This is a genomic window from Acinetobacter lwoffii (assembly GCF_052078135.1).
GTDB lineage: Bacteria > Pseudomonadota > Gammaproteobacteria > Pseudomonadales > Moraxellaceae > Acinetobacter > Acinetobacter lwoffii_Z.
The window spans coordinates 91138-116139 of the sequence record NZ_JBQGUZ010000011.1 but is presented as its reverse complement, the minus strand read 5'-3'; the positions used below and the strand labels follow the sequence as shown (position 1 = coordinate 116139).

Here is a 25002-nt window from a genome sequence, read left to right as displayed (position 1 = left end):
CGACTTCGGAGCCTTTTTCTACGACACAAACGGACAAATCGTTTAAGTTGTTTTCAATTGCAAGTTGACGGATTTTGATCGCAGCAGAAAGACCCGCAGGGCCTGCGCCTATGATGACGACGTCAAACTCCATCGATTCTCTTGTTATATCTTCCATAATATAAAATCCAATTTCGCTATACGATATTTATAGCATTATCTAAATCGGTTATGAAGCTTATTTTTGATCTTTTTATTTGGAATAGGAATTTATCTTTTTTAAATCTTATCTATTTCGCAGCATTAAAAAGGTTTGCTGAGAATTCTGGATAAAGGAAGAAGATGTGTAGATTGGGTATTCAATAAAAGAGCGACTTAATGTCGCTCTGATAATTAATTTTTTATATGTTATTGAGATTCATTGCAATATTATTCACCATGTGAATCAGACGCGGTCCAATTTCATTTTCCAGTTTTTCCTGATTTAACAGATAACTTGGGGCACCACAGTTAAACGTTAATATCCCATGTTTGGGGTGAACCAACGGAACTGCCACGGAATTCACATCCTTAGCCCAGTCACCTAAAGACAGACAGTAGCCATAATCCTGATAATCACGGATTGCACGTTCCAGATTACGCTTGATGGTTGGCCACTGATCTTCGTTTCTTTTCTTGATGGCATCAAATAAATATTCGCGTTCCTTCACATCCATCGCTGCCAGACAGGCCCGTCCCATGGCACTGCTATAAATCGGTAAAGTCGAACCGACAGGGCGGCGCATGGTTAGCGTCGATTCTGTATGTACCACTTCCAGATAAATCATGCTCAAACGGTCACGGGTAGCCATTGCCACAGGGGCTTGGGAATAACGGGACATTTCTTCCATAAACGGATAAGCCTGAGTCCGCGCAGAAATATTACTCAAAGCTGCATAACCCAAAGCCAATACGCCAACATCCAACAGATATTTCGTGGTATTCGGTAGTTGTTTTAAATAACCTAAAGAAACCAGGGTGCTGGTAATACGGGCCACAGTTGGCTTGGGTAAGTTGGTTAATTGTGCAATTTCCTGATTGCCAAGCAATTGATTGGTCGCTGAAAAGCAACGTAAGATTTCCAATCCACGCGCAATAGATGCAATAAATTGAGGATTGTTTTCTCTATGAATATGTGAAATCGGATCTAAACGGATTTCGTCGAAATTGGGAATTTCACCAGTTTTATTTTTTGTCATGTTCAAGGCAATTAAGGTTAAATTAGTAAATATGATAACAATATAATTTCACGATACAAAATAAAACACTTCTATAAAAGATAAAATATAGGAAATAGTACCGAAATTATTTGTGGTCGGAAAGAATCCTGTTACCCAAGTTTAAAGACAATATGAAATCATCTAGTTTTTTAGGTTTAATACGTAGCCCACACATTTAAGAAGTTTCGATTTCTCCGAAAGAGTCAGGGATCGATAAGTATTACAGCAAGAAAAAAGGTTTAATTATCTATTCAAAAAAACTGATAAATAAAACAATCATTCATTAAAATATTTCGTATCGTGAAATTAAATCTTAAACACAAATCAACTGGAATACCAGAGAAATTTCATTTTTTGTTTAAAAAATAAAATTTTTAATAATTTTACTTGCTCAAAATGATTTTATATGATTATTTATTTCGTAATACGAAACAAAAATAAGGGTAAAGGAATTTACCTAAATTATATCCATGGAGATTCATATGATTCGTGATCCGGAAATGTTAGACCAACTTCTGTCAACGATTCGCGATTTTGTAAAAAATGAACTGGTGCCTCTTGAGCATGAAGTAGAAGAGAACAACGCCATTCCTGAACATATTGTGGAACAGATGAAAGAGCTGGGCTTGTTTGGCCTGACGATTCCTGAAGAATATGGTGGTTTAGGCATTACCATGGAAGAAGAAATTCTGGTCGCGATGGAGTTAGGTCATACATCAGCTGCATTCCGCTCTTTAATTGGTACTAACAACGGCATTGGCTCAAGTGGCATCATTATCGACGGTACAGAAGAACAAAAACAGAAATATTTACCGCGTTATGCAACGGGCGAAATTATTGGTTCATTCTGTTTGACCGAACCGGATTCCGGCTCAGACGCTGCTGCTTTAAAAACCAGTGCAGTCAAAGACGGCGATTATTATATTTTAAACGGAACTAAACGCTTTATCACCAATGCGCCACGCGCCACGACATTTACCGTGATGGCACGTACCAATCAAGAGATTAAAGGTGCGAGCGGTATTTCAGCATTTCTAGTCGAAGCAGGCACACTTGGTTTAAGCCTAGGTAAAATTGACAAGAAAATGGGCCAACATGGTTCCTATACCTGTGATGTAATTTTTGATAACTGTAAAGTGCATAAAGATCAGCTGATTGGCGGTGTAGAAGGGATTGGCTTCAAAACAGCAATGCGCGTTCTAGATAAGGGCCGTCTGCACATTGCCGGTTATAGCGTCGGCATGGCAGAGCGTATGCTGGAAGATGCACTTAACTATGCAGTGGAACGCAAACAGTTTGGCCAGCCCATTGCGAATTTCCAGCTAATCCAAGGTATGTTGGCAGACTCCAAAGCCGAGATTTATGCAGCCAAATGTATGGTGCTGGATGCTGCGCGTCTACGTGATGCTGGCCAAAATGTTACGACTGAAGCCTCTTGTGCCAAAATGTTTGCAACTGAAATGTGTGGTCGAGTTGCTGATCGCTGTTTGCAGATTCATGGTGGAGCGGGTTATATCAGTGAATATTCAATTGAACGTTTCTACCGTGATGTGCGTCTGTTCCGTTTATATGAAGGAACCACACAAATCCAGCAAATTATTATTGCGCGTGAAATGATTAAACAAGCAACCGCCTAATCTCATAATTTTAAAATAAGGAAATATTAAAATGACGACAAAAATTAGATTTGATTGGCAAGACCCGTTTTTAATAGAACAGCAACTGACATCAGAAGAGCGCATGATTCGCGATGCAGCGGCAGCGTACTGTCAAGACAAACTGATGCCGCGTGTACTGGAACAGTTCCGTCATGAAAAAACCGATCCGGCTATTTTCCGTGAGATGGGTGAACTTGGTCTGCTAGGCCCAACTATTCCTGAACAGTACGGTGGTGCAGGTTTAAATTATGTCAGTTATGGTCTGATTGCCCGTGAAGTTGAACGTGTCGATTCAGGTTATCGCTCAATGGCCAGCGTACAAAGCTCTCTGGTGATGGTGCCAATTAATGAATTTGGTTCTGAAGAGCAAAAGCAGAAGTATTTACCAAAATTAGCAACCGGTGAGTATATTGGTTGCTTCGGCCTGACCGAGCCGGATCATGGTTCGGATCCGGGCAGCATGATTACCCGTGCCAAAAAAGTCGAGGGTGGTTACCGTTTAACTGGCGCAAAAATGTGGATTACCAACAGCCCGATTGCTGATGTATTTGTAGTTTGGGCTAAAGAAGTTTCTGCCGAAGGTAATGTCGGTGACATTCGTGGCTTTATTCTAGAAAAAGGCTGGGAAGGGCTTTCTGCTCCAGCGATTCACGGTAAAGTGGGTCTACGTGCCTCGATCACCGGTGAAATTGTAATGGATAACGTCTTTGTTCCAGAAGAAAATGCATTTCCGGAAGTTCGTGGTTTAAAAGGGCCTTTTACTTGCTTGAATAGTGCGCGTTACGGGATTGCATGGGGTGCCATGGGAGCTGCAGAATTCTGCTGGCATACCGCACATCAATACACCATGGATCGTAAACAGTTTGGCCGACCACTTGCTGCGAATCAGTTAATTCAGAAAAAACTGGCAGATATGCAAACTGAAATTGCCCTTGGCTTACAGGTGGCTTTACGTTTTGGCCGCATGAAAGATGAGGGCATTGCGTCAGTTGAAGGTACGTCTTTAATTAAGCGTAATAACTGCGGCAAGGCGCTGGATATTGCCCGTTTGGCCCGTGACATGATGGGCGGTAACGGGATTAGCGATGAATTCGGTGTGGCCCGTCATCTGGTTAATCTGGAAGTGGTAAATACCTATGAAGGTACCCATGATGTACATGCCTTGATTTTAGGTCGTGCACAAACCGGAATTGCAGCCTTTTGCAACTAAACCTGAGATCTACCTCTAGCCAGCATTGCTGGCTAGATTGTTTTCGGGGTTAAGAATCGCGGCTTAATCACATCTTTCAATGTATTGCTACGTGATTTCTGCAGAGAAAATTTATCAAGAACTTTGAAAATCATTTTATACCACCTTGCTAAAGCGTGGTAATGATCAGCGAATATTCTATATTTCACCTAAATAATTAAGTGAAATATGCGTTTTAAAAAGGCACAGGAGTGCCGAAAAGTAGAAAGAGCATTATGGATACGATCAGTTCACAACAACACCCAGTGGAAGGTGGAAACGAACCCAAGCAAAGAGTCTGGATTCTGGCCTTTATTTTCTCATTTTTGGCATTATTGGTTGATGGTGCTGATATTGCGTTATTAGCCTACAGTCTGACCAGTCTGAAACAAGAGTTTTCATTAAGTAATATGCAGGCCGGTGCCTTAGGGAGCTGGACGCTTGCAGGCATGGCTATCGGCGGTTTTTTTGGTGGCTGGGCATGTGACCGTTTTGGCCGGGTTCGTGTGATCGTCATTGCCATTGCATTATTTTCTTCATTAACCTTCTGGTTAGGATTCGTAGAAAGTTATGATCAGTTCAAATGGCTGCGCTTTACGTCTGCGATTGGACTAGGTGCTCTATATATTGCCTGTAACACACTCATGGCAGAGTATGTACCCACCAAATATCGCTCTACAGTATTGGCAACGCTTATGACTGGCTGGACTTTAGGCTCGGTGGTCGCAACTGTTCTGGCTGGATGGCTATTGCCTGAATTTGGCTGGCGATACCTCTATTATATTGCCATTATTCCAATTGTACTGGCCTTCGCGATGTACTTCTTGGTGCCTGAGCCGAAAGCCTGGTTAGATGCGCGTAAAGCACGCCTGGATGCAAAAGCCAGTGGTATTCTGCAGGAAAAACCAAAAAATACTTTTAAAATGATTTTTGAAGATGCACTTAGCCGTCGCATGTTTATCCTCTGGTCCTTCAGTACCGCATTTTTACAGTTTGGATATTATGGAGTCAGCAACTGGCTACCGGCGTATTTAGAGACTGATCTGGGAATCAAGTTTAAAGAAATGACCATGTATATGATCGGGACTTTCCTGATCATGATGTGTACCAAAGTTATTGCTGGTTTTATCGCTGACCGGATTGGCCGTCGTGCGGTATTTGCTTTCGGCACTATGGGTACTGCAATTTTTATCCCTGTGATTGTCTTTGGTAATACGCCGGATAATATCCTCTGGCTGATGTTATTTTTCGGTTTTCTCTATGGTATTCCATACGGTATTAATGCGACTTACATGACAGAAAGCTTCTCCACCAAAGTGCGTGGAACAGCAGTGGGTGGGGCATATAACGTAGGCCGACTGGGTGCGGTGTTTGCACCTCTTACCATTGGCTATTTTGCTCAAGGAGGCTCAATTGGTACCGGCTTACTGATTATGGGCATTGCCTATTTTCTTTGCGGCCTGATACCCGCTTTCTTTATTAAAGACCGCTTATTTGATCCACAAAAGGCAGATTAATCTGCAATTGCAATATAGATAGAACATGCTAGGAAGCAATATGATGAATAAAATCACACAGGATATCGAGACAGTACTCAAGCAAATTCCTGATGGTGCACACATTATGACCAGTGGTTTTGGCCTGGCAGGTCAGCCGGTAGAATTAATCGAAGCATTAATTGACTTTGGTCCTAGAGACTTAACTATTATTAACAACAATGCAGCTTCTGGAGATCGTGGTCTAACCAATCTGCTGTTGTCTGGACTGGTTAAAAAAATGATCTGTTCATTTCCACGGGCCAATAACTCAACCGTATTTGAAGACCTGTATAAAGCCGGAAAAGTTGAGCTGGAACTGGTGCCACAGGGTAATCTGGCCTGTCGTATTCAGGCAGCCGGTGCTGGCTTAGGGGCTGTTTTTACTCCAACCGGTTTTGGTACCAAAATAGCTGAGGGTAAAGAAACCCGTAATATCAATGGAAAAGATTATGTGTTGGAATATCCGATTCATGCAGATTATGCCTTGGTGTATGCCAATCAGGCAGACCGTTGGGGCAACTTAACCTACCGTAAGGCAGCACGGAATTTTGGTCCAATCATGGCCAAAGCAGCAAAAACCACCATTGCACAAGTCCATCAAGTTGTGGAACTGGGGGAGCTTGATCCAGAGATCATTGTAACGCCAGGGATTTTTGTACAGCATGTGGTCAAAGTTGGAGATATTAAATAATGAATATTCAAAAACGTACACGTGAACAGATTGTGGCCAAAGTTGCACAAGACATTCCAACTGGCTCTTTTGTAAATTTGGGTATTGGTTTGCCGACACGCGTAGCTGGTTATTTAAAACCTGAACAAGGAGTAATTCTGCACTCGGAAAATGGCGTTTTAGGTTTTGCTGCATTGAGTGATCCCGAACAGGCAGATGATGACCTGATTAACGCCGGTAAAGAACTCGTAAGCATGTTGCAAGGTGGCAGTTTTATGAATTCTGCCGACTCTTTCGATATCATGCGAGGCGGGCATCTGGATATCTGTATCATGGGGGCTTTTCAGGTCGCTATTAATGGTGATCTGGCGAACTGGCATACCGGTAATGCTGATGCTGTACCTGCTGTAGGCGGTGCGATGGATCTGGCAGTGGGTGCTCGCTGTGTCTATGTTTGCATGGAACATGTGACCAAAAACGGTGAGGCAAAAATTGTTGAAGAACTGACTTATCCTCTAACAGGTAAACATTGTGTCAACCGTATTTATACTGATTTGTGTGTGATTGAATTAAAAGACCGACAAGCTCAGGTTATTGAAATAGTGGATGGCTTAAGCTTTGAAGAATTACAACAGCAGACAGGCTGTAAATTAGTGGACAGTCGTCAACAAGCAGCCTAAAAATAAGTCCGCAATATTCTGATTAAGTAAAAGTATAGTTTTAGATCACAGCTTCGGCTGTGATTTTTAAATTTTAGAATTATTATCAAATACACGTAATATTGACCATATTTCCGTATTTTAAAGATATAAATACAAACTTTTGCTAATGATTATTTTAATAATAAGTCTAAAATGTTAACAAGCTAAGGAAGGTGATAGTCTGAATGAATAATAATTGTGATGATCAAGAAATTTTTCATATTTTTAATCTGATTGGTCGCCATACTGAACTTAAGCCTATCCTCGATGTCATTAGCCAGTGGCTTGAATCGCGCATTCCAGATGCGCTTGTCACCATTATGCTCTATCAGGATGACACCCAAACTTTAAATGTTATAAGTGGCAAACAGCACTTTTCAAAAGAGTACTGTAATGCTATTCAAGATTTGAAAATTGGGCCAAATCAAGGATCGTGTGGCGTAGCTGCTTTCTTACGTCAGTTGGTCATTAGTCCGAATTTAATGAAAGACCCAAACTGGCAGCCTTACCGTGCTTTGGTAAACGCAGAAAAATTGTCTAGCTGCTGGTCTATGCCGATTATTAATGCTTCAGATATTCTATACGGAACGTTTGCCACCTATTATCGAACACCCAAAATACCGACTGAACCTCATATTCAGCTTTTACAGCAAGCGGCAAAATTAGTTGCCCTCGCAATCGAGCTTGATCAGGAACGTCAAAAAAGACATGAGCTTAATGAAAAATACAGCTCATTTTATACCTATCATCCAGATATTATTTTTGAACTTGACCTGCAGGGACATGTGCTTAATACAAATATTGCTTGCGAAGAAATTACAGGTTTTTCTAAAGCGCAAATTCATGGTCAGCACTATTGTGCCTTCATACCGCCCGAATTCCATGAACTTGCGAATGTTTCATTTTCAGAAGCAGCGCAAGGTAAATCTCAACATTATGAACTTCCAATTTATAATGTTGCAGGCGATATCTTATGGCTGGATCTGACCAATTTACCGATTATTCAAAATCAGAAAGTCACCGGTATTATTGGCATTGCCCGAGATATTACTGTATCGCGTGAAAACAAGGAGTCTCTACGATTATTAAAACGTGGGGTAGAGGCTAGTCCGAATAGTCTTTTTATTACCGATGTCTCTGAAGAAAGGCTAATGGTGTATGTGAATCCAGCTTTTCTAAAGCTCACCGGTTATACGGCAGCAGAAGTACTAGGGCAAAGCTGCTTTTTCTTACAGGGTCCAGATACTGACCCGGATCAGATTGCATTACTCAAGCAAGCGGTCAAAGAACAAAAAGAAATTCAGGTGACTATAAAAAGTTACTGTAAAGATGGTAGCTGGTTCTGGAATCGTTTAACCATAGGCCCTATTTTTGACCAGACAGGAACCTGCACCCATTTTTTAGGAATTCAGGAAGATATTACCCAGCAACGTATTCACGAAGAATATATTCAGCATCAGCATACCCATGACCATTTAACCGGTTTACCGAACCAGTATGCATTCAAACAGATTCTGGAAAATATTTTTGAAGCACAGCACGAGAGCTCACAACCTTTAGTCTTGCTGTATATAGATCTGGACGACTTTAAAAATATAAATGACAGCTTAGGTCATCTGGTCGGTGACCAGATTCTCAAAAGTGTGGGCGAGCGGCTGCAAAAATTTGTTCAAGGCAATAATGTGCTATGCCGCTTCGCTGAAGATGAATTCATTTTGCTGCTCTCAGGGACAGATGAGCACACTGAAGTCGAGGCGATCGCCGGAGAAATTCTTGATCTTCTTTCCATGCTGTTTATCGTCGATCAGTACAAAATCCATTTAAGTGCCAGTATTGGTATCGTGGCAGATGACAGTTCAATCCATCATTCTTCTGAATTGATCTATCAGTCTGTTTTGGCGATGCAGGAAGCCAAAAGACAAGGTCGTAATATGTGGCAGTGGTATGAAAAAACCAGAATGCAACCTGTCGCAGAAATAGACTATACCAATCTGCGTCTGGAACTCATGGAAGCGATCAATCAGGAAAATTTTGACCTGTTCTATCAGCCGCTGATTCATCCTGAAAATGGGCTGGTGACAGGTGTAGAAGCTTTAATCCGTTGGTGCCATCCGCAGCAGGGTTATATTTCCCCAGCGATTTTTATTCCGCTTGCAGAAAGAACCGGGCAGATTATTAGCGTAGGCCAGTGGGTATTGGAAAAGGCCTGTTTAGATATTGCCGAGTGGAACAAGACACACAATAGCCAGATCACGGTATCGGTGAATATTTCTCCTTTGCAATTCCGTAGAGCAGGCTTTTTGCAGGTACTTGAACATGCGCTTGAACTCAGTCAATTACCACCGGAATTACTTAAAATTGAAATTACGGAAGGCGTCATCATTAATGGTGCAGATCGAACCATAGAAATTTTGAAAGCGGTGCGTGCTTTAGGTGTACAGGTTGCCATTGATGACTTTGGCACAGGTTATTCGAGTCTCAGTTATCTGCGTCGCTTGCCGATCAATCAAATTAAGTTAGACCGTAGTTTTATTGAAGAGCTGACCCTCGATTGTCAGGATGCTGCAATTGTGCAATCGATTATTCACTTGGCACATCAGCTGGATTTGGAAGTTGTCGCGGAAGGGGTCGAAACCGTAAGTCAAGCCAGTTTACTCTATCAACAGGGTTGTGATCTGCTACAAGGCTTCTTTTATGCAAAACCTGCGCCTTTAACTGAATTGAAGCCTGTTTATCTCGCAATGGAAAATAGTAAATTGAATTAACTCTAAAAAGTTAAGATATCAATATTTTCAACCGCTTTTCAGATAGAAAGACAATGATAAACAGGTCTAAAGAATTTTCCTATTTTATGAGCGTATCATCTTTAGAATTTGCACTTGGTACAGAAAGCGGGATAAAAAAATAAGCTTTTAACCCCAAAGGTTTTTAACAGTATCTAAGGCTCAGGCTGAATATTGGCTAAATTTCTTTCTTGGTTTAAATCATAATAGTTAATCAAAAAGATCAACACGGCAAAAATAAAACCTAAAATGACGCAGGCAGACCAGCCATAGCTTTTCCATAAATGCAGCGATAAAAATGCACCCAGACCGGCACCTGAAAAATAACAGGTCATATAGATGGCATTAATCCGCGAGCGAGCCTGCATTGAAATTCGATAGACCAGATTCTGGTTCAAGACATGCAAACAGGAAATTCCAAAATAAGCCAGAATTAAGCCCAAGATATAAATCCATAAATAATTCTGGGCAAAGAATAAAGGAATCCAGGCTAGAATCAGTCCGCATGTGGCTAGGTGCGCAATCCATTTTTCCCGATGCCTACCAATCATTTTACCGGTCCACTGAGAGGACCAGATGCCGACCACCCCCACAATACCCATGAGACCAATCTGGAAATCATTAAAATGATACGGTGCTTCAGCCAGAATAAAAGTCATGGTAGTAAAGATAATACTCAGCATGCCAAAGCCCAAGCCGCCGATCATACTACGCCTGATCAGCATGGGTTCTGTTCGGGCAAAGGTAAATAGTGAGCGATAAATTTGCAATATATTCATCTGTAACTGGCTCTTGGCACTCGGCAACTGGAACCACATGGCCAGACTTAGCAGAAGAATTGCACAACCACTAAATAGGTATACCGCATGCCAGGACCATAAAGTAGAAATCAGTCCGGCCACGGTACGGGCAAACAGAATACCCACCAGAACACCACTCATGAGTAGGCCAACGACTTCGGCACTTTTATCACGCTGCGACAGGCTGGCGGCAAAAGGAATCAGAATCTGGGTGGTGATCGAACAAAAAGAGGCGAGCAGGGTAAAGCCATACAACATATGCAGATTGGTACTGGCTGAAAGCCCAATAAGCGCCAATCCGGTACAGAACATCAAACTGCAGATATACAACCGTTTTTCGAACAAGTCACCCAAAGGGACAAACAAAAATAATCCGGTGGCATAGCCAATCTGGGTCAGTACTACAGTCCAGCCAGACTGAGCCACACTGATCTGCAGATCCTCTGCAATAGAATAAATCAAGGGCTGGTTAAAATAGTTACAACCTGCGCAGAGTGCGCAGGTCATTGCCATCATGAACATGAAACGGCGTGAAATTTGCCCTTGGGCTGACATCCTTGTCTCCTGAGGCTTTAAAAACTATAGTTGGCAGAGAGGTTGATACGCGAAATATCTGCTTCCTTATTGTCAAAGGTTTCACGCTTGCCATGATGATATTCTGCACCCAAATTAATCTTTGGAACAGGAGAATAGATCACGTTAGCCACATAGTCGGTTAAGCGCTTATTGGTTTCCGGATTGGCTTTGGCATAATCGCTAGAATCATCAAAATCAACCACGCTGGCATTAATACTACTACGTAGTTTCGGCGTAAATTTATGCGTGAAGCCAATATTTATACTATTGAACTCATTCAATAAAAGTTCATTATTGATTGGATCGACTGAATAATCGCCACCCCAGGCAGCACCATCGGTTGTTGAACCTTGAGTCAAGAAAGCTGCAATACGCTGATCACCGACCATATGGAAATAGTTCCCCTGAATTGAGTTTTGATCATCTAAACGGTAACGTCCACCAACGCCCACACCCCAGCCAACTTTTTCAATATCACCTGTATCTGTTTGCGCTTGCTTTTGATTGACAAAGCCTTGAGCTAATAAATGAAGAGGGCCTGATTGATGAACATATTTAGTGCTTAAGGCAGGTAAGGCAGAAGAACGATCGCCACCGGCCATGTACTCCAGACCGACATTCCAGGTATTTTCCGGATCAAGTTTGAAAGCATAGCTCACCTGAGGTGTACGTAAGACTGATCCACCCAGGAACAAGCTGTAGTCGACAGCTTCAGTGCTAATCTCTGGTGTTGACATCAATGACCAGGCCTGACCAAACGTCCAGTTATAGTATTTTAAGTGTGCATGACGGATACGTAATCCACCATCGCCTTTACCATTGTTGGTCCAGAAGTCGGCTTCTAAACGAGCAGAAACATTCGGATTGCCTCCTAGATCTTTGGCCAGGAAACCAATCCGGCTGGCAGCCGCAGTAAAATCGGAACGTACAGAATCCGGTTCAGTAAAAGGTACTTTATTAATCTGGTTAATGGTACGGCCACGGGCTTCAGTAGTACTTTTGAAATCGACTGCACCATCAAAGCGGATCAAGCCATAAACATCGACATTATCTACCATTGAACTCAGCGTTTTAGAGTCTTGCGCTTTGGCTTGTTCCTGCTGGTTCTTTAATGCAAGTTGCGCGGCTTTTTGTTGTTCTAGTTCTGCCTGGATTTGCTTTAACTGTGACTCAAGAAATTGCATACGGTCTTCAGAAGCTTCTGCTGAAAATGCCTGTGCTGAAGCAATACCACATAATGTCGCTAAAACTAATTTTTTCATTTCTTAATCCCTAAAGAAATTTTTAATCCTGAATGAAAGGAGACCTTTCTATACGTATGGTCAATATTTGGAGAAAGAGGAAGGCAGCGATTTGACCTGCCTTCCGAAGTGGGGTTTATTCTGCTTTTTGCGGATCGTATAAACGGTCTTTAATAAACAGGGCAGGAATCAAACCGCATAGGAAGTATGCTGCACCCATTACCAACAGACCTGTACCAATCGAACCATGCATCGCAAGATAACCAATCGTAATTGGAGCGAAGATTGCACCGATACGACCAATATTGAATGCACCACCCACCGCTGTACCACGAACACCAGTCGGGAAACTTTCGGTTAGATAGGTTGCATTGATGGCATATGGAATACCGTACAGGAAGCCGAAGATTAGCATCAGTACGCCAATGTTATCGGCATTATGCATATACACCACGACAGGGATAAACAGAGCCGTTCCCATGGTGCCGAAAGCAAATACAATACGGCGGCCAATTTTATCAGCAACATAACCTGCAATAATTTTGGCAAAAATCATGGTGACAAACGTACCCACCATATACAGGGCCATTTCTTTAAACTTGATGCCTAATTCAGCTTCAAGATAACTTGGCAGCCAGTTACTTACACCGAAATAACCGAATAGCAAGAAACCAGAGCTGAATGACCATAAGATAAACATTCTGCCATGGGTTTTGTCTTTAAGAATGGTGATATATGGATTGCCTTTTTTCGCATCGTTATCCACGATCTGACCAGTTCTTTTCATTTCACGGACACGTTTCCATGATTCTGGCTCTGGCACCATAAAGTGCATCAGGATACCCAAAGCTAATGGAGCAATTGTGATCCAGTACAGCATACGCCAGCCGAACTCAGGAATAATCCAGCCTGAAATCATGGTAATCACCAATGAACCTAAAGTGAAACCAGTCATCAATGTTGCCAGTACAGTAGTACGGTATTTGGTCGGTACGTATTCTGACATCAGGGTATTACAGGCAATATATAAACAGCCTAAACCCAAGCAAGAAAGAGTACGTAAAATTGCAAATTCAGTATAAGACTGAGCAAAACCTGAGTAGGCCGACAAGATCGAGAAGGCGATGGTGGCGAGTACAATGACGCGGACACGTCCAAATTTGTCGCATGCCCATCCACCAATAAAGCCTCCGATCCCCATACCTAAAAGAGAATAACTTCCCAATGCACCGGCCTGTACAGAAGTTAGTCCCCATTCAGCTTTCAGACTGGTCAGACTGAAAGCCAGAATCCCGATATCTGCACCGTCACAGAGCAAAATCAGAAAAGCAAAGACAAAAGCCGTCATCCATAGACGTTTTGGCGCCTGTTTAATGGTATCCGTGGAGGAGACATCGGTTTTATTGTCTCCTGTTACGATGGTATCGCTTGTCATTCTTATATCCTCTATATATTAAAAGTAGCATTTCCTCTGCTACCGCTAAATCCATTTTTCTTCCTCACGGAAACATAGTTTTCCTGATTTAACAGACTTGCTCTGCACACAACAGCCGCTGTATTTATTATCAGGCTACATTCGATTTTTCACGCTTTACATAAAATCAAAATCCTCTCATTGCTGGAAAATTTGATTTCGTAAATTACTTTTAAGTTCTGCCTTATGGCGATTATTCATTTAAATGAATAATCAGATTGCATTTAAAATACTTAATTCCGTATTGCGAAATTAATTAATCATAAAATGATCAATTGAACAAGAGTTTTTACTCTATTTTTAGTAAAAAATAACTTTTTTGAATTCTGGAGTTAAAAATCCTTGATTTATAGCTTGAGAAACCGTAGTTTTATATAAAATAAAATTTCGCTATACAAAATAAATGGAGTTTTTTAATGGAACAGGTCGTTCAAATAGAACAAATCTCAACTCATGTAGCGATGGTTAAAATTCATCGACCAGAAGCAAAAAATGCATTGAATACAGAAGTGCGTCAGAAACTTGCAGCGGCTTTTCTACAATTGAATGACGATGAAAATATCCGTGCCATTATCCTTACCGGTGGTGAAACAGATTTCGCAGCAGGAGCTGATCTAAAAGAACTGGCCAATGCAGAAACCATTCAAATGATGCAGCGTCGCACTGAACGTTATTGGCAGGCGATTGCACAGTGTTCAAAACCGGTGATTGCAGCTGTAAACGGTTATGCACTTGGCGGTGGCTGTGAACTAGCCATGCATGCGGACATTATTATTGCCGGGAAAAGCGCCCAATTTGGTCAGCCTGAAGTGAAAGTGGGTGTTATGCCGGGTGCCGGTGGTACTCAGCGTTTATTCCGTGCAGTTGGCAAATTTCATGCCATGCGCATGATCATGACCGGTTGTCTGGTACCTGCACCGGAAGCCTATCAAATTGGTCTGGTGTCCCAGGTGACTGAAGACAGTGAAACCCTTGCTACAGCTATCAAGATGGCGGAAGGCCTAGCGAAAATGCCGCCAATTGCTTTGGAGCAAATCAAGGAAGTGGCTTTATTGGCTGAAGATGTGCCGCTTAATGCCGGACTTACCCTGGAACGTAAGTCTTTCCAGATGCTGTTCTCATCCGAAGATCAAAAAGAAGGTATGCAGGCCTTTATCGAAAAACGTAAACCAAATTATCAGGGACGATAAGCATGAGTATTCGGATTCAGAAAATCGGCATTATTGGTGTAGGCACGATGGGTGCAGGTATTGCCCAGATCGCGATTCAGTCTGGTCATGATGTGGTACTGTTTGATGCCAAAGAAGGGGCAGCCGAACAGGCACAGGACAAACTGGCCAAAACATTAAATACCTTGGCAGATAAAGGAAAATTCAGCCATGAAAAAGCCGCTGAAGATATTGCTCATCTATCGACTGCCCAGCAGCTAGAAGACTTGAAAGATTGTGACTTGATTGTTGAAGCGATTATTGAAAATCTGGAAATCAAGCAAAAACTGATGCAGCAGCTTGAAGGAATTATAAAACCAGAAGCGATTCTGGCATCTAATACGTCTTCGCTGTCGATCAGTGCAATTGCTGCCAATTGCAGTCAGCCAGAGCGTGTTGCCGGTTATCACTTCTTTAATCCGGTCCCACTCATGAAAGTAGTCGAAGTGATTGAAGGCTTTAATACCCGTGCTGACATTATTGAAGCATTAACCCAGCTCTCGATTAAAATGGGGCATCGTCCGGTCAAAGCAAAAGATACCCCAGGATTTATCATTAACCATGCCGGCCGTGCCTTTGGTAGCGAAGCCTATGCAATTTTGAATGAAAATGTCACACCATTTTATGATATTGACAGGATCTACCGTGACGGAATCGGTTTCAAAATGGGGCCGTTTGAATTAGGTGATCTGACCGGTATGGATGTCTCGCACCCGGTGAGTGAATCGATTTATCATCAGTATTATGGAGAAGCACGTTACCGTCCAAGCGTGATTACCCGTCAGCGTTTTATTGCCAAGCAGTTAGGTCGTAAAACCGGTAAAGGTTTCTATGATTACACTTCGGGTAGCAAAGAAGGTGATGTTGCTCCAGCATTGGTTGAAAAGTTAAGTCAATATCCATCAGTCTGGCTAGGCACCGAATATGACGAAGACCGTCAGGCACTTGAGCAATATCTGCAGCAGTTCAATATCCAGATTGAGCAAACTGAGACACCTTCAGCAGAGGCTTTAATCCTGATTGCCACTTATGGTGAAGATGCAACATCAGCTGCGATCCGTTATCAGGTGGCACCTCAACAAGTGGTGTGTATCGACCTACTGTATGGTCTGAACAAACACCGTACCTTGATGCCAACTTTTGTCACCCAACCTGAGCTGGTAAAAGCAGCCCAATCGATTTTCAATCTGGATGGTGTGACCGCCAGTGTAATTCAGGAAAGCGTCGGCTTTGTGGCTCAACGTGCTTTGGCAATGATTGTGAATCTCGGCTGTGATATTGCCCAGCAAGGCGTTGCAACGGTGGAAGATATCAACATCGCGGTGAAATTAGGCCTTGGCTATCCATATGGTCCAATTGAATGGGGGGATGTGCTGGGAGCTGAAAAAATTCTAAAAATTCTGGATCGTATGACTGCGATTACCCGTGACCAGCGTTACCGTCCAAGTCCTTGGTTGCGTCGCCGCGTTCAGCTTGGTCTACCACTTGTTCATACAACACATTAATTAGAAAGTTAAAGGAATAACACTCATGTTAAATGCATATATTTATGATGGTTTACGTTCGCCAATCGGTCGCCATGCAGGCAGTCTGGCAAGCGTACGTCCAGATGATCTGGCAGCAACAGTCATTAAAAACCTGCTGGAAAAAACCGGTATCCCGGCAGCAGATGTAGAAGATGTAATCTTTGGTAGCACCAACCAGGCCGGTGAAGACAGCCGTAATGTGGCACGTTTTGCAGCATTGTTAGCAGGTATGCCGGTAACAGTTCCAGGTCAGACGGTAAACCGCTTATGTGCATCAGGTCTCGGTGCTGTGATTGATTCGGCACGTGCCATCACTGCAGGCGAAGGCGAGTTGTACATTGCTGGTGGCGTAGAAAGTATGACCCGCGCGCCTTTTGTGATGGGCAAAGCAGAAAGTGCTTATTCACGTGACGCCAAAATTTATGACACCACGATTGGTACCCGTTTCCCGAACCGTAAATTCACGGATCAGTTTGGCGCGCACAGTATGCCTGAAACAGGTGATAACGTGGCTGAAGAATTCGGTATTAGCCGTGAACAGGCTGATATCTTTGCTGCTGCATCACAGGCAAAATATCAGGCAGCGAAAGAAGCAGGTTTCTTTGAAGGTGAAATTACCCCGATTGAAGTTTCTCAAGGACGAAAATTGCCGCCTAAACAAATTACCGAGGATGAGCATCCACGTGCATCTTCAACATTTGAAGCATTATCCAAGTTAAAACCGCTATTTGAAGGTGGTATAGTAACAGCGGGTAATGCATCAGGAATCAATGACGGCGCTGCAGCACTGATTATCGGCAGTGAAAAAGTTCAGGAACAGTATGGATTAAAACCTTTGGCTCGTATCCTGTCTTCTGCAGCCGCTGGCATTGAGCCACGCATCATGGGTGCAGGCCCAATTGAAGCGATTAAAAAGGCAGTACAACGTGCTGGTTTGACGCTAGACGATATGGATATCATCGAGATTAATGAAGCCTTTGCCAGTCAGGTATTATCTTGCCTGAAAGGTCTGGATGTCGCTTTGGATGATCCGCGTGTCAATCCAAATGGTGGTGCGATTGCCATTGGTCATCCACTGGGCTGTTCGGGTGCGCGTTTGGCTTTAACCGTTGCACGTCAGTTACAGCGTACCGGTAAAAAATATGCCGTGATTAGTCTGTGTATCGGTCTGGGTCAAGGCTTGGCGATGGTGATTGAAAACCCTGAAGCTGCATAACAGTTTAGTCATAGTCTTAATGCCATGTATCTATGATATGCATGGCATTCTTTATTGGGATTCTTCTTTCAAAATAAAAATCCCTGCACATGCAGGGATTGATTACATCACTGTAATGATTTACTTACGGGCAGTGACTAATAAAGTCGCTGAACCAAAAGCATAAACTTTACCTTCTTTATCGATAATTCGGCCTTCTGAGGTCAGTACATTACGCCCGATCCGGATGACTTCACCAATAGCTGTATAGGTTTCGCCGCTTTTCATCGCTTTCAGCATTTTTACATTCAGGTCAATGGTCGAGAAACTGACACCTGCATCTACTGTCGTATGCACGGCAGCGCCAGTGGCACTATCTAGAACCGTTGCACAAAAGCCGCCATGAATACCACCCTGTAAATTATAATGGCGCTGATCAGGACGCACCTCATATTCCACATAGTTTTCGCGCACCAAGATCAGACGCATGGGAATAATTTCACTCATGGCTGAACTGGAAATTTCCCCATTCTTAATTGCGGTTAGATATTCGAGTCCGTTTAATTGTGATGTGGGCATATCAACTCCTTGTAATGATTTATTTCGCTTTATGAAATAATATTCTGTTTTTCTAAAATTATGATATAACAGATAGTGATCGAAATGCTATATTTTTCCAGGATGGAACGATGACAATAAAAAATCTCGTCACAGATGCTGAATGGCAGGCACGTTGTGAACTCGCAGCGCTTTATCGCATTATTGCGCATTACCGGATGACTGATTTAATTGATACCCATATCAGTTTAAGAGTCCCTGATCAGCCTGACTGTTTTCTGATTAATCAGTATGGTGTCGCTTTTGAAAAAATGTGTGCTTCAACGCTGGTCAAGATTAATCATGAAGGGCAGGTCGTAGAAAGCTATGAACAGGACAAGCCGGTGAATATGGCTGGCTTCGTCATCCACTCCGCGATTCATGAAGCACATGCTCATCTGAATTGTGTCATTCATACGCATACCGCAGATGGCATAGCAGTTTCTGCACAGAAACACGGACTTCTTCCCATTTCCCAGCATGCGTTGAAATTTTATCAGCAGGTGGCCTATCACGAATATGAGGGCGTTGCATTGTCAACAGATGAACAAGAACGCCTGATTCAGGACCTGGGCGGCCATCGCGCCATGATTTTACGCAATCACGGACTTTTAACGGCTGGCGAAACGATTGCACGGGCTTTTCATGAAATCTATTTTCTGGAGCGTGCCTGTCAGGCGCAGGTGAAGGCCTTAAGTGGCGGTGCCGAACTGCATTATCCAGCAGAAGAAGTCCGAATTAAAACCGCCAGGCAGTTCGCCAGTCCTTTAGTTGAACCGATTTTACAGCGTGCCTGGCAGGCTGCGTTATCCCTGATTGAGCATCAATATACGGAGTATGCATCATGATTGTGATATCCAGTACTGTGCCGAATATTGAAGCCATTCTGGTGAAGTCTTTTCAGAAATATGCGCCTAAGGGCAGTTTTTGTACACTGGACAGCCCGGAAGCTGAACAGGCGACCACAGCAGCTTCGTGGTTTCCAGATCTGGAAAAACTCCGGCAACTTCCAGAACTTGGTCTGATTCATTCGATTGCTGCAGGAGTCGAACACTTAAATTTAAACGAGATTAGAGCTGACCAGTCAGTCTGCCGGGTACTGGATCCACATCATCAAAAGGGCATGTTTGATTATCTGCTCTTGGGCGTGCTGTATTTTCAGCGTTATTTTGACCGCATGATCCAGCAGCAAAAGCAGCAGCTATGGAAACAGTATCGTCAAAGTTATAGCCATCATATCCAGATCGGGATTATGGGCCTTGGCCATATGGGCGGTTATGTGGCAGAACGTTTCGCCGACATGGGCTATCAGGTCTCGGGTTGGTCCAACTCCCCAAAAGAGTTTGCTCAGGTCAAAAGCTATGTCGGTACAGAACAGCTTTCCGAGTTCCTGGCCCACAGCCAGATTTTGATTAATCTGCTGCCACTCACTGAAGAAAATACCGGCATTCTTTCTGCTGAATTATTTCAGCAGTTGCCTGAACAGGCGGCATTAATTCATGTCGGAAGGGGTCAGCATTTAATCGAGCAGGATCTACTCAATGCACTGGATTCAGGTCATCTCCGTGGCGCAATTGTCGACGTATTTGAACAGGAGCCATTAGCTGCTGAACATCCATTCTGGCAGCATGAAAAGATCGTAGTTACGCCACATGTCGCCTCACATGCACCCATGTCTGTGGTAGTGGAACAGATTCTGGAAAATGACCGACGCTTAAATCTCGGGCTGGATTTGTGCCATCAGGTAGATGTCAATAAAGGCTATTAATTGTAGGGATACAGGCAGAAAAATAAGGAAATTGATGATGTGGGAAACGATTCAAACTCAGGTTCAGCAAGGCGTCGCAACCTTAAGCTTTAACCGTCCGGATTCACTCAACAGTTTTAACCGGCAAATGCATGAGGAAGTGCAGCAGGTGCTGAAAAACTGGAATACAGCTCCGGATATTCGAGTGATTGTGATTCGCGGCAAAGGCCGGGCGTTTTCAGCGGGACAGGATTTAAAAGAACGTGCTGGACAGCTCGGCAATGTGCCTTTGCCACCGCAAGGCTCGCTGGCCAAATACTATAATCCCTTGATTAACCTGATCCGCCAGAGTCCCAAACCGGTGATCGCAGCAGTGAATGGTGTGGCTGCCGGTGCAGGTGCCAATATCGCGCTGGCCTGTGATCTGGTCATTGCCAAGGAAAGTGCCCGATTTATTCAGGCTTTTTCTAAAATTGGCTTGATTCCTGATGCCGGTGGCACCTGGATGTTGCCACGTTTAATCGGTTATGCACGTGCCATGGCACTCACTTTTCTGGGCGAACCGGTGCATGCCAAAGAGGCCGCCGAAATGGGCATGATCTGGAAAATGCTTCCAGATACAGAATTTGATGCTTATATCGACGACATTGCACAGCGATTATCTCAACAGCCGACTTATGCGCTGGCTTTAACCAAACAGGCCTTGCAACGCAGTGCTGAAAATAACATAGACCAGCAACTGGAGCTGGAACAAAACCTGCAATATCTGGCTCTGAGCAGTCAGGACTATAAAGAAGGTGTCCAGGCTTTTGTCGAAAAACGCCCTGCACAATTTACCGGATGCTAAGGAGAGCATTTATGAGAATTCAGACCCGTATTACCGAGCTTTTAGGCATTCGCTATCCAATTATTCAGGGCGGCATGATGTGGGTCGGTACCGCAGAAATGGCCAGTGCCGTATCTAATGCAGGTGGCTTGGGAACATTAACGGCATTGACTCAACCGACGCCTGAAGCCTTGGTCAAGGAAATTGCACGCTGCCGAGAAATGACCGATCAACCTTTTGCGGTCAATCTGACTTTATTGCCCGCTGTGAATCCGCCGCCATATGCAGAATACCGACAGGCGATCATTGAAAGCGGTATCAAAATCGTAGAAACAGCAGGCAACAAGCCACATGAACATATTGAGGCGTTTAAGCAACACGGCATTATTGTCATTCATAAATGTACTTCCGTCCGTCATGCGCTTTCAGCACAAAGAATCGGTGCGGATATCATTTCGATTGATGGTTTTGAATGTGCGGGCCATCCGGGTGAAGACGATATTCCTGGCCTGATTTTAATTCCTGCCGCTGCGGATCAGCTTACTGTGCCGATTGTGGCCAGTGGCGGTTTTGCTGATGGCCGTGGTCTGGTCGCAGCTTTGGCTTTGGGTGCCGAAGGCATCAATATGGGTACACGCTTTTGTGCCACTCAGGAAGCCCCGATCCATCCAAACATCAAACAGTTCTATGTCGATAATGATGAAAGGGCGACACATCTTTTGTATCGACAGTTCCGAAATACCGCCCGTGTTGCCAAAAATGCAGTATCTGATTTAGTGGTAAAAATGAGTGAAGATCCAGATCTGGAATTTGAACAGATTCGTCCCTATGTCAGCGGTTTAAAAGGCAAGCTCGCTTTAGAAAATGGCGATGTGGATGCGGGAGTTCTGACTGCAGGTCAAGTGATGGGATTGATTCATGACATTCCGACTTGTCAGGCGCTGATCGAAAATATCATGCAGGAGGCAGAGCAGATCATTCATCAGCGTTTAGCTCAATTTTTCCACGTTAATTAGCTTTAGTGCAGTCGCTGAATAGGAAAGCCATTCCACCATGAATGGCTTTTTTTCATTCTGTATATTTTTTATTTTTAAATGGGAAATTTCATCGAATGACTAGATTTTATTCTTTAAATTATATTATAGTGGATTTAAAACATAATTTCGTATTATGAAATTAATTGTCATAAATATACAAATTAGAACTCATACAAGGGAATTACGATGAGAAATTATATTGCGCCATTAAAAGACATGAAGTTTGTCCTGAAAGACCTGTTAAACGTTGAACAGAAATATCAGGGCTATGCAAAATTCGCTGACAAGGTTTCTATGGATATTATGGAGCAATATCTGGAAGTCGCTGCGGACTTTTGCCAAAACGAACTTCTACCGATTAATGCGACAGGCGACCAGCAGGGTTGCCGTTTGCAGGATGGCGTCGTAACCACCCCGGATGGGTTTAAAGCAGCTTATGACAAATATGTAGAACTCGGCTTTACCTCATTAACTGGTGACGAAGCATATGGCGGTCAGGGCTTCCCGACCTTATACCGTATTGCTATTTCTGAAATTATTACCGCAACCAACTGGTCTTGGGGCATGTACCCAGGCCTGTCCCATGGTGCCATGCGTACTTTAGAGCACCACGGTAGCGATGAACAGAAACAGAAGTTTCTGGTACCTTTAATTGCAGGCCGCTGGACTGGAACCATGTGCTTGACTGAATCTCATGCCGGTTCTGACCTAGGTTTAATCCGTACCAAAGCAGTGCCAAATGAAGACGGCAGCTATAGCATCAGTGGCGAGAAAATCTTTATCTCAGCCGGTGAACATGATCTGGCTGAAAATATCGTGCATATCGTATTGGCACGTTTGCCAGATGCACCTGCGGGAACCAAAGGTATTTCGCTGTTTATTGTGCCGAAATACAATCTGGATGAAGCTGGTAATGTGGCTTCCCGTAATGGCGTGGTATGTAGCGCTCTTGAACACAAGATGGGCATTCACGGTAACGCGACCTGTGTGCTGAATTTTGATAATGCCAAAGGTTTCCTGATTGGGCCTGAAAACCGCGGCCTGAACTGCATGTTTACCTTTATGAACTCGGCGCGTATTGGCACAGCTATTCAGGGTCTGGCAGCAGCAGAATCTTCTTATCAGGGGGCATTGGCGTATGCCAAAGACCGTCTGGCCATGCGTTCTTTGGAAGGTGCGAAAGCACCCAACCAGCCAGCAGATCCAATTATTGTGCATCCAGCAGTGCGTAACATGCTGCTGACTCAAAAGGTGTTTGCAGAAGGTTCACGTGCGCTGGCCTATTATCTGGCGACCTATGCCGATATTGCTGAAGCAACGGATAATCCCGATGAGAAGAAAGCAGCTGAAGACCGTCTGGCATTATTAACGCCAATTGCCAAAGCATTAATGACTGAAACCGGCATAGAAGCGGCGAAGCATGGTATGCAGATTTTCGGTGGTCACGGTTATATTGCTGAACATGGCATGGAACAGATTGCCCGTGATGCACGTATTGCCAGCCTCTATGAAGGAACTACTGAAATTCAGTCCATTGACTTGCTGGCGCGTAAAGTACTGGGTTCAAAACTGGATCTGCTGACCGCATTAACCGATGAAATTCAGGGCTTTGTAAAAGAACACCAGCAACATGCCCAGTTAAGCCAGCAAGTTGCACAAGTCAGCCAGCTAACTGAACAATGGCTGGAACTCACCAAAACCATTCAGACTCAAGCACAACAGTCTGCCAATGAAATTGGGGCAGCATCAGTTGACTACCTATATTTCTCTGGTTATGTCGTGTCCGCTTATTTGTGGCTGAAAATGGCAATTACTGCGCAGCAGAAAATTGAAGAAGGCAATACTGATCCGTTCTATGCAGCCAAGATCAAAACTGCACAATTCTTCTTTGCGCGTATTTTGCCAAGAACTTCAACCCACTTTGCCAATATTCAGGCGGGCGGTGAAAGCCTGTTTTTACTTGAACCTGAAGAGTTCAAATTCGATTAAACCTTTTGACCCACGATACTCGTGTCGTGGGTCTTTTTTAATAATTTTTGCATCCTCACCCAATTCAAATATTGAGATTTATTCTCGGATATTGAATAAACCATAAAACAACAAGATCAGGAGTCTATATGGATTTAGACATGATTACTCGACAGTGTCCTTATGCTGATCGGCAGCTTAATTTTCATGAAGTCGGACAGCGTTCTGCATTTCCGACTATTATTTTGATTCATGGCACCGGTGGAAATACCGACAAGCATTTCAGCTATATTTTTCCGATGCTGGGTATTCATCAGCGGGTTTTATCCATTGATTTGCATACCCCGAATAAAGCTGATCTAAAGGTGACTGATTTTAGCCAACAGGTTGAAGCATTGATTCAGCATGCAGTTGCAAAAGATGAAATCATTACAGTGGTCGGCTATTCACTCGGTGCCGTGATTGCTGCACAAGTGGCAGCCAGTTTAAAACAGCGCGTAGCGCGTTTGATCCTGTTAGCCGGTTGGGCCAAAACCAGCTCGGTGCAACAACTACGTACTGTCATTTGGCAGCAATTATTTACTGAACAATCTGCGGCCTTGCCTCATTTTGTCAATTATTGCCTGTATAGCGATGATTATCTGTCTGCACGAAGCGAACAGCAGGTGTTGGATCTGGCACGCTTTGTCAAACCTTCACTAGATGCAGCCAAACAGCGTGAACTGAATTATCGCATTGATATTACATCAGCTTTATCTGACATCTGTGCAGAGACTCTAGTCGTTGCCTGTCGTGAAGACCGCATGGTGCCTGTAGCGCAAGCTAAACTGCTGTTTGCTTCAATTTCGAACAGTCGCTATATCGAAATTTCTTCAGGACATGCGCTCTATATCGAAGCGCCAGCAGAAGTGGTGCAACTGATCAACCAGTTTAGCCAGCATCCAGAACAGTATCCGGTGAATCAAAAAATCCAGCCTTATATGCCTTAAAG

At 43.5% G+C, this 25002-nt stretch carries 21 protein-coding genes; 15 read left to right on the top strand and 6 right to left on the bottom strand.

All coding sequences use genetic code 11. From position 1 onward, the window contains the following. Both ACTL4S_RS09305 and ACTL4S_RS09300 read right to left on the bottom strand, forming a co-directional pair. Positions 1 to 157, bottom strand: a 157-nt coding sequence (locus ACTL4S_RS09305; protein ID WP_441299231.1) for an FAD-dependent oxidoreductase, incomplete at its 3' end; no start/stop codon positions are given. Positions 158 to 380: 223 nt separating this feature from the next. After that, a complete protein-coding gene (locus tag ACTL4S_RS09300; RefSeq protein WP_441299227.1) occupies positions 381 to 1217 on the bottom strand; it encodes an IclR family transcriptional regulator in 837 nt (278 codons plus the stop codon). Positions 1218 to 1720: 503 nt separating this feature from the next. On the opposite strand from ACTL4S_RS09300, the gene ACTL4S_RS09295 reads away from it, so the two are divergent. From ACTL4S_RS09295 to ACTL4S_RS09270, 6 genes are all read left to right on the top strand, one after another. Next, positions 1721 to 2875 (top strand): acyl-CoA dehydrogenase family protein, encoded by a 1155-nt coding sequence (locus ACTL4S_RS09295; protein ID WP_004730987.1) that lies wholly within the window; start codon positions 1721 to 1723, stop codon positions 2873 to 2875. Between the two features lie 31 nt (positions 2876 to 2906). Beyond that, positions 2907 to 4106: an acyl-CoA dehydrogenase gene (locus ACTL4S_RS09290; protein ID WP_005096909.1), complete on the top strand. Its 1200-nt coding sequence runs from the start codon at positions 2907 to 2909 to the stop codon at positions 4104 to 4106. A gap of 254 nt (positions 4107 to 4360) precedes the next feature. Further along, the gene (locus ACTL4S_RS09285) at positions 4361 to 5641 is read left to right on the top strand and encodes an MFS transporter (protein WP_004646972.1); all 1281 of its coding nucleotides are present in this window, start codon (positions 4361 to 4363) and stop codon (positions 5639 to 5641) included. Positions 5642 to 5681: 40 nt separating this feature from the next. After that, on the top strand, positions 5682 to 6353 hold the full coding sequence (locus ACTL4S_RS09280; protein ID WP_005100322.1) for a 3-oxoacid CoA-transferase subunit A: 672 nt from the start codon (positions 5682 to 5684) through the stop codon (positions 6351 to 6353). After that, on the top strand, positions 6353 to 7012 hold the full coding sequence (locus ACTL4S_RS09275) for a 3-oxoacid CoA-transferase subunit B (RefSeq protein WP_005100324.1): 660 nt from the start codon (positions 6353 to 6355) through the stop codon (positions 7010 to 7012). The genes ACTL4S_RS09280 and ACTL4S_RS09275 overlap by 1 nt, the downstream gene beginning before the upstream one ends. A 206-nt stretch (positions 7013 to 7218) precedes the next feature. Next, positions 7219 to 9798 carry a bifunctional diguanylate cyclase/phosphodiesterase gene (locus ACTL4S_RS09270; protein WP_441299226.1) on the top strand — a complete coding sequence of 860 codons (2580 nt, stop codon included), beginning with the start codon at positions 7219 to 7221 and terminating at the stop codon, positions 9796 to 9798. 173 nt (positions 9799 to 9971) lie between these two features. Here ACTL4S_RS09270 and ACTL4S_RS09265 read toward each other — a convergent pair whose 3' ends face one another. The 3 genes from ACTL4S_RS09265 to ACTL4S_RS09255 all read right to left on the bottom strand — a co-directional run bounded on the left by ACTL4S_RS09265 (position 9972) and on the right by ACTL4S_RS09255 (position 13868). Beyond that, positions 9972 to 11171 carry an MFS transporter gene (locus ACTL4S_RS09265; protein WP_004646967.1) on the bottom strand — a complete coding sequence of 400 codons (1200 nt, stop codon included), beginning with the start codon at positions 11169 to 11171 and terminating at the stop codon, positions 9972 to 9974. Positions 11172 to 11188: 17 nt separating this feature from the next. Further along, entirely contained in the window at positions 11189 to 12454 is a 1266-nt protein-coding gene (locus ACTL4S_RS09260; RefSeq protein ID WP_004646966.1) for a DcaP family trimeric outer membrane transporter, read from the bottom strand. A 115-nt stretch (positions 12455 to 12569) separates the two neighbouring features. Next, positions 12570 to 13868, bottom strand: coding sequence for an MFS transporter (locus ACTL4S_RS09255; RefSeq protein WP_005100333.1), 1299 nt, complete (start codon positions 13866 to 13868; stop codon positions 12570 to 12572). 455 nt (positions 13869 to 14323) lie between these two features. Here ACTL4S_RS09255 and ACTL4S_RS09250 point away from each other — a divergent pair, with 455 nt between their 5' ends. From ACTL4S_RS09250 to ACTL4S_RS09240, 3 genes are read left to right on the top strand one after another with little or no spacing between them, the layout of a single operon-like run. Next, complete coding sequence (locus ACTL4S_RS09250) at positions 14324 to 15097, top strand: enoyl-CoA hydratase (protein ID WP_005106939.1); 774 nt, start codon at positions 14324 to 14326, stop codon at positions 15095 to 15097. A 2-nt stretch (positions 15098 to 15099) separates the two neighbouring features. Continuing rightward, a complete protein-coding gene (locus tag ACTL4S_RS09245) occupies positions 15100 to 16620 on the top strand; it encodes a 3-hydroxyacyl-CoA dehydrogenase (protein WP_441299225.1) in 1521 nt (506 codons plus the stop codon). Between the two features lie 25 nt (positions 16621 to 16645). Then, positions 16646 to 17857, top strand: coding sequence for a 3-oxoadipyl-CoA thiolase (locus ACTL4S_RS09240; protein ID WP_441299224.1), 1212 nt, complete (start codon positions 16646 to 16648; stop codon positions 17855 to 17857). A gap of 120 nt (positions 17858 to 17977) precedes the next feature. Here the strand turns inward: ACTL4S_RS09240 and ACTL4S_RS09235 are convergent, their stop codons facing one another. Then, positions 17978 to 18415, bottom strand: coding sequence for a PaaI family thioesterase (locus ACTL4S_RS09235; RefSeq protein WP_103800035.1), 438 nt, complete (start codon positions 18413 to 18415; stop codon positions 17978 to 17980). 110 nt (positions 18416 to 18525) lie between these two features. Here ACTL4S_RS09235 and ACTL4S_RS09230 point away from each other — a divergent pair, with 110 nt between their 5' ends. The 6 genes from ACTL4S_RS09230 to ACTL4S_RS09205 all read left to right on the top strand — a co-directional run bounded on the left by ACTL4S_RS09230 (position 18526) and on the right by ACTL4S_RS09205 (position 25000). Continuing rightward, on the top strand, positions 18526 to 19281 hold the full coding sequence (locus tag ACTL4S_RS09230) for a class II aldolase/adducin family protein (RefSeq protein WP_253146470.1): 756 nt from the start codon (positions 18526 to 18528) through the stop codon (positions 19279 to 19281). Next, positions 19278 to 20201 carry a 2-hydroxyacid dehydrogenase gene (locus ACTL4S_RS09225; protein ID WP_441299223.1) on the top strand — a complete coding sequence of 308 codons (924 nt, stop codon included), beginning with the start codon at positions 19278 to 19280 and terminating at the stop codon, positions 20199 to 20201. Before ACTL4S_RS09230 ends, ACTL4S_RS09225 begins: the two co-directional genes overlap by 4 nt. A 37-nt stretch (positions 20202 to 20238) precedes the next feature. Next, positions 20239 to 21027 carry an enoyl-CoA hydratase-related protein gene (locus ACTL4S_RS09220; RefSeq protein ID WP_441299222.1) on the top strand — a complete coding sequence of 263 codons (789 nt, stop codon included), beginning with the start codon at positions 20239 to 20241 and terminating at the stop codon, positions 21025 to 21027. Between the two features lie 11 nt (positions 21028 to 21038). Further along, positions 21039 to 22022, top strand: coding sequence for an NAD(P)H-dependent flavin oxidoreductase (locus tag ACTL4S_RS09215; protein WP_005251789.1), 984 nt, complete (start codon positions 21039 to 21041; stop codon positions 22020 to 22022). Positions 22023 to 22229: 207 nt separating this feature from the next. Beyond that, positions 22230 to 24032 (top strand): acyl-CoA dehydrogenase C-terminal domain-containing protein, encoded by a 1803-nt coding sequence (locus ACTL4S_RS09210; protein ID WP_441299221.1) that lies wholly within the window; start codon positions 22230 to 22232, stop codon positions 24030 to 24032. A gap of 128 nt (positions 24033 to 24160) precedes the next feature. Beyond that, positions 24161 to 25000 carry an alpha/beta fold hydrolase gene (locus tag ACTL4S_RS09205; protein WP_164543026.1) on the top strand — a complete coding sequence of 280 codons (840 nt, stop codon included), beginning with the start codon at positions 24161 to 24163 and terminating at the stop codon, positions 24998 to 25000. Positions 25001 to 25002: the final 2 nt, after the last annotated feature.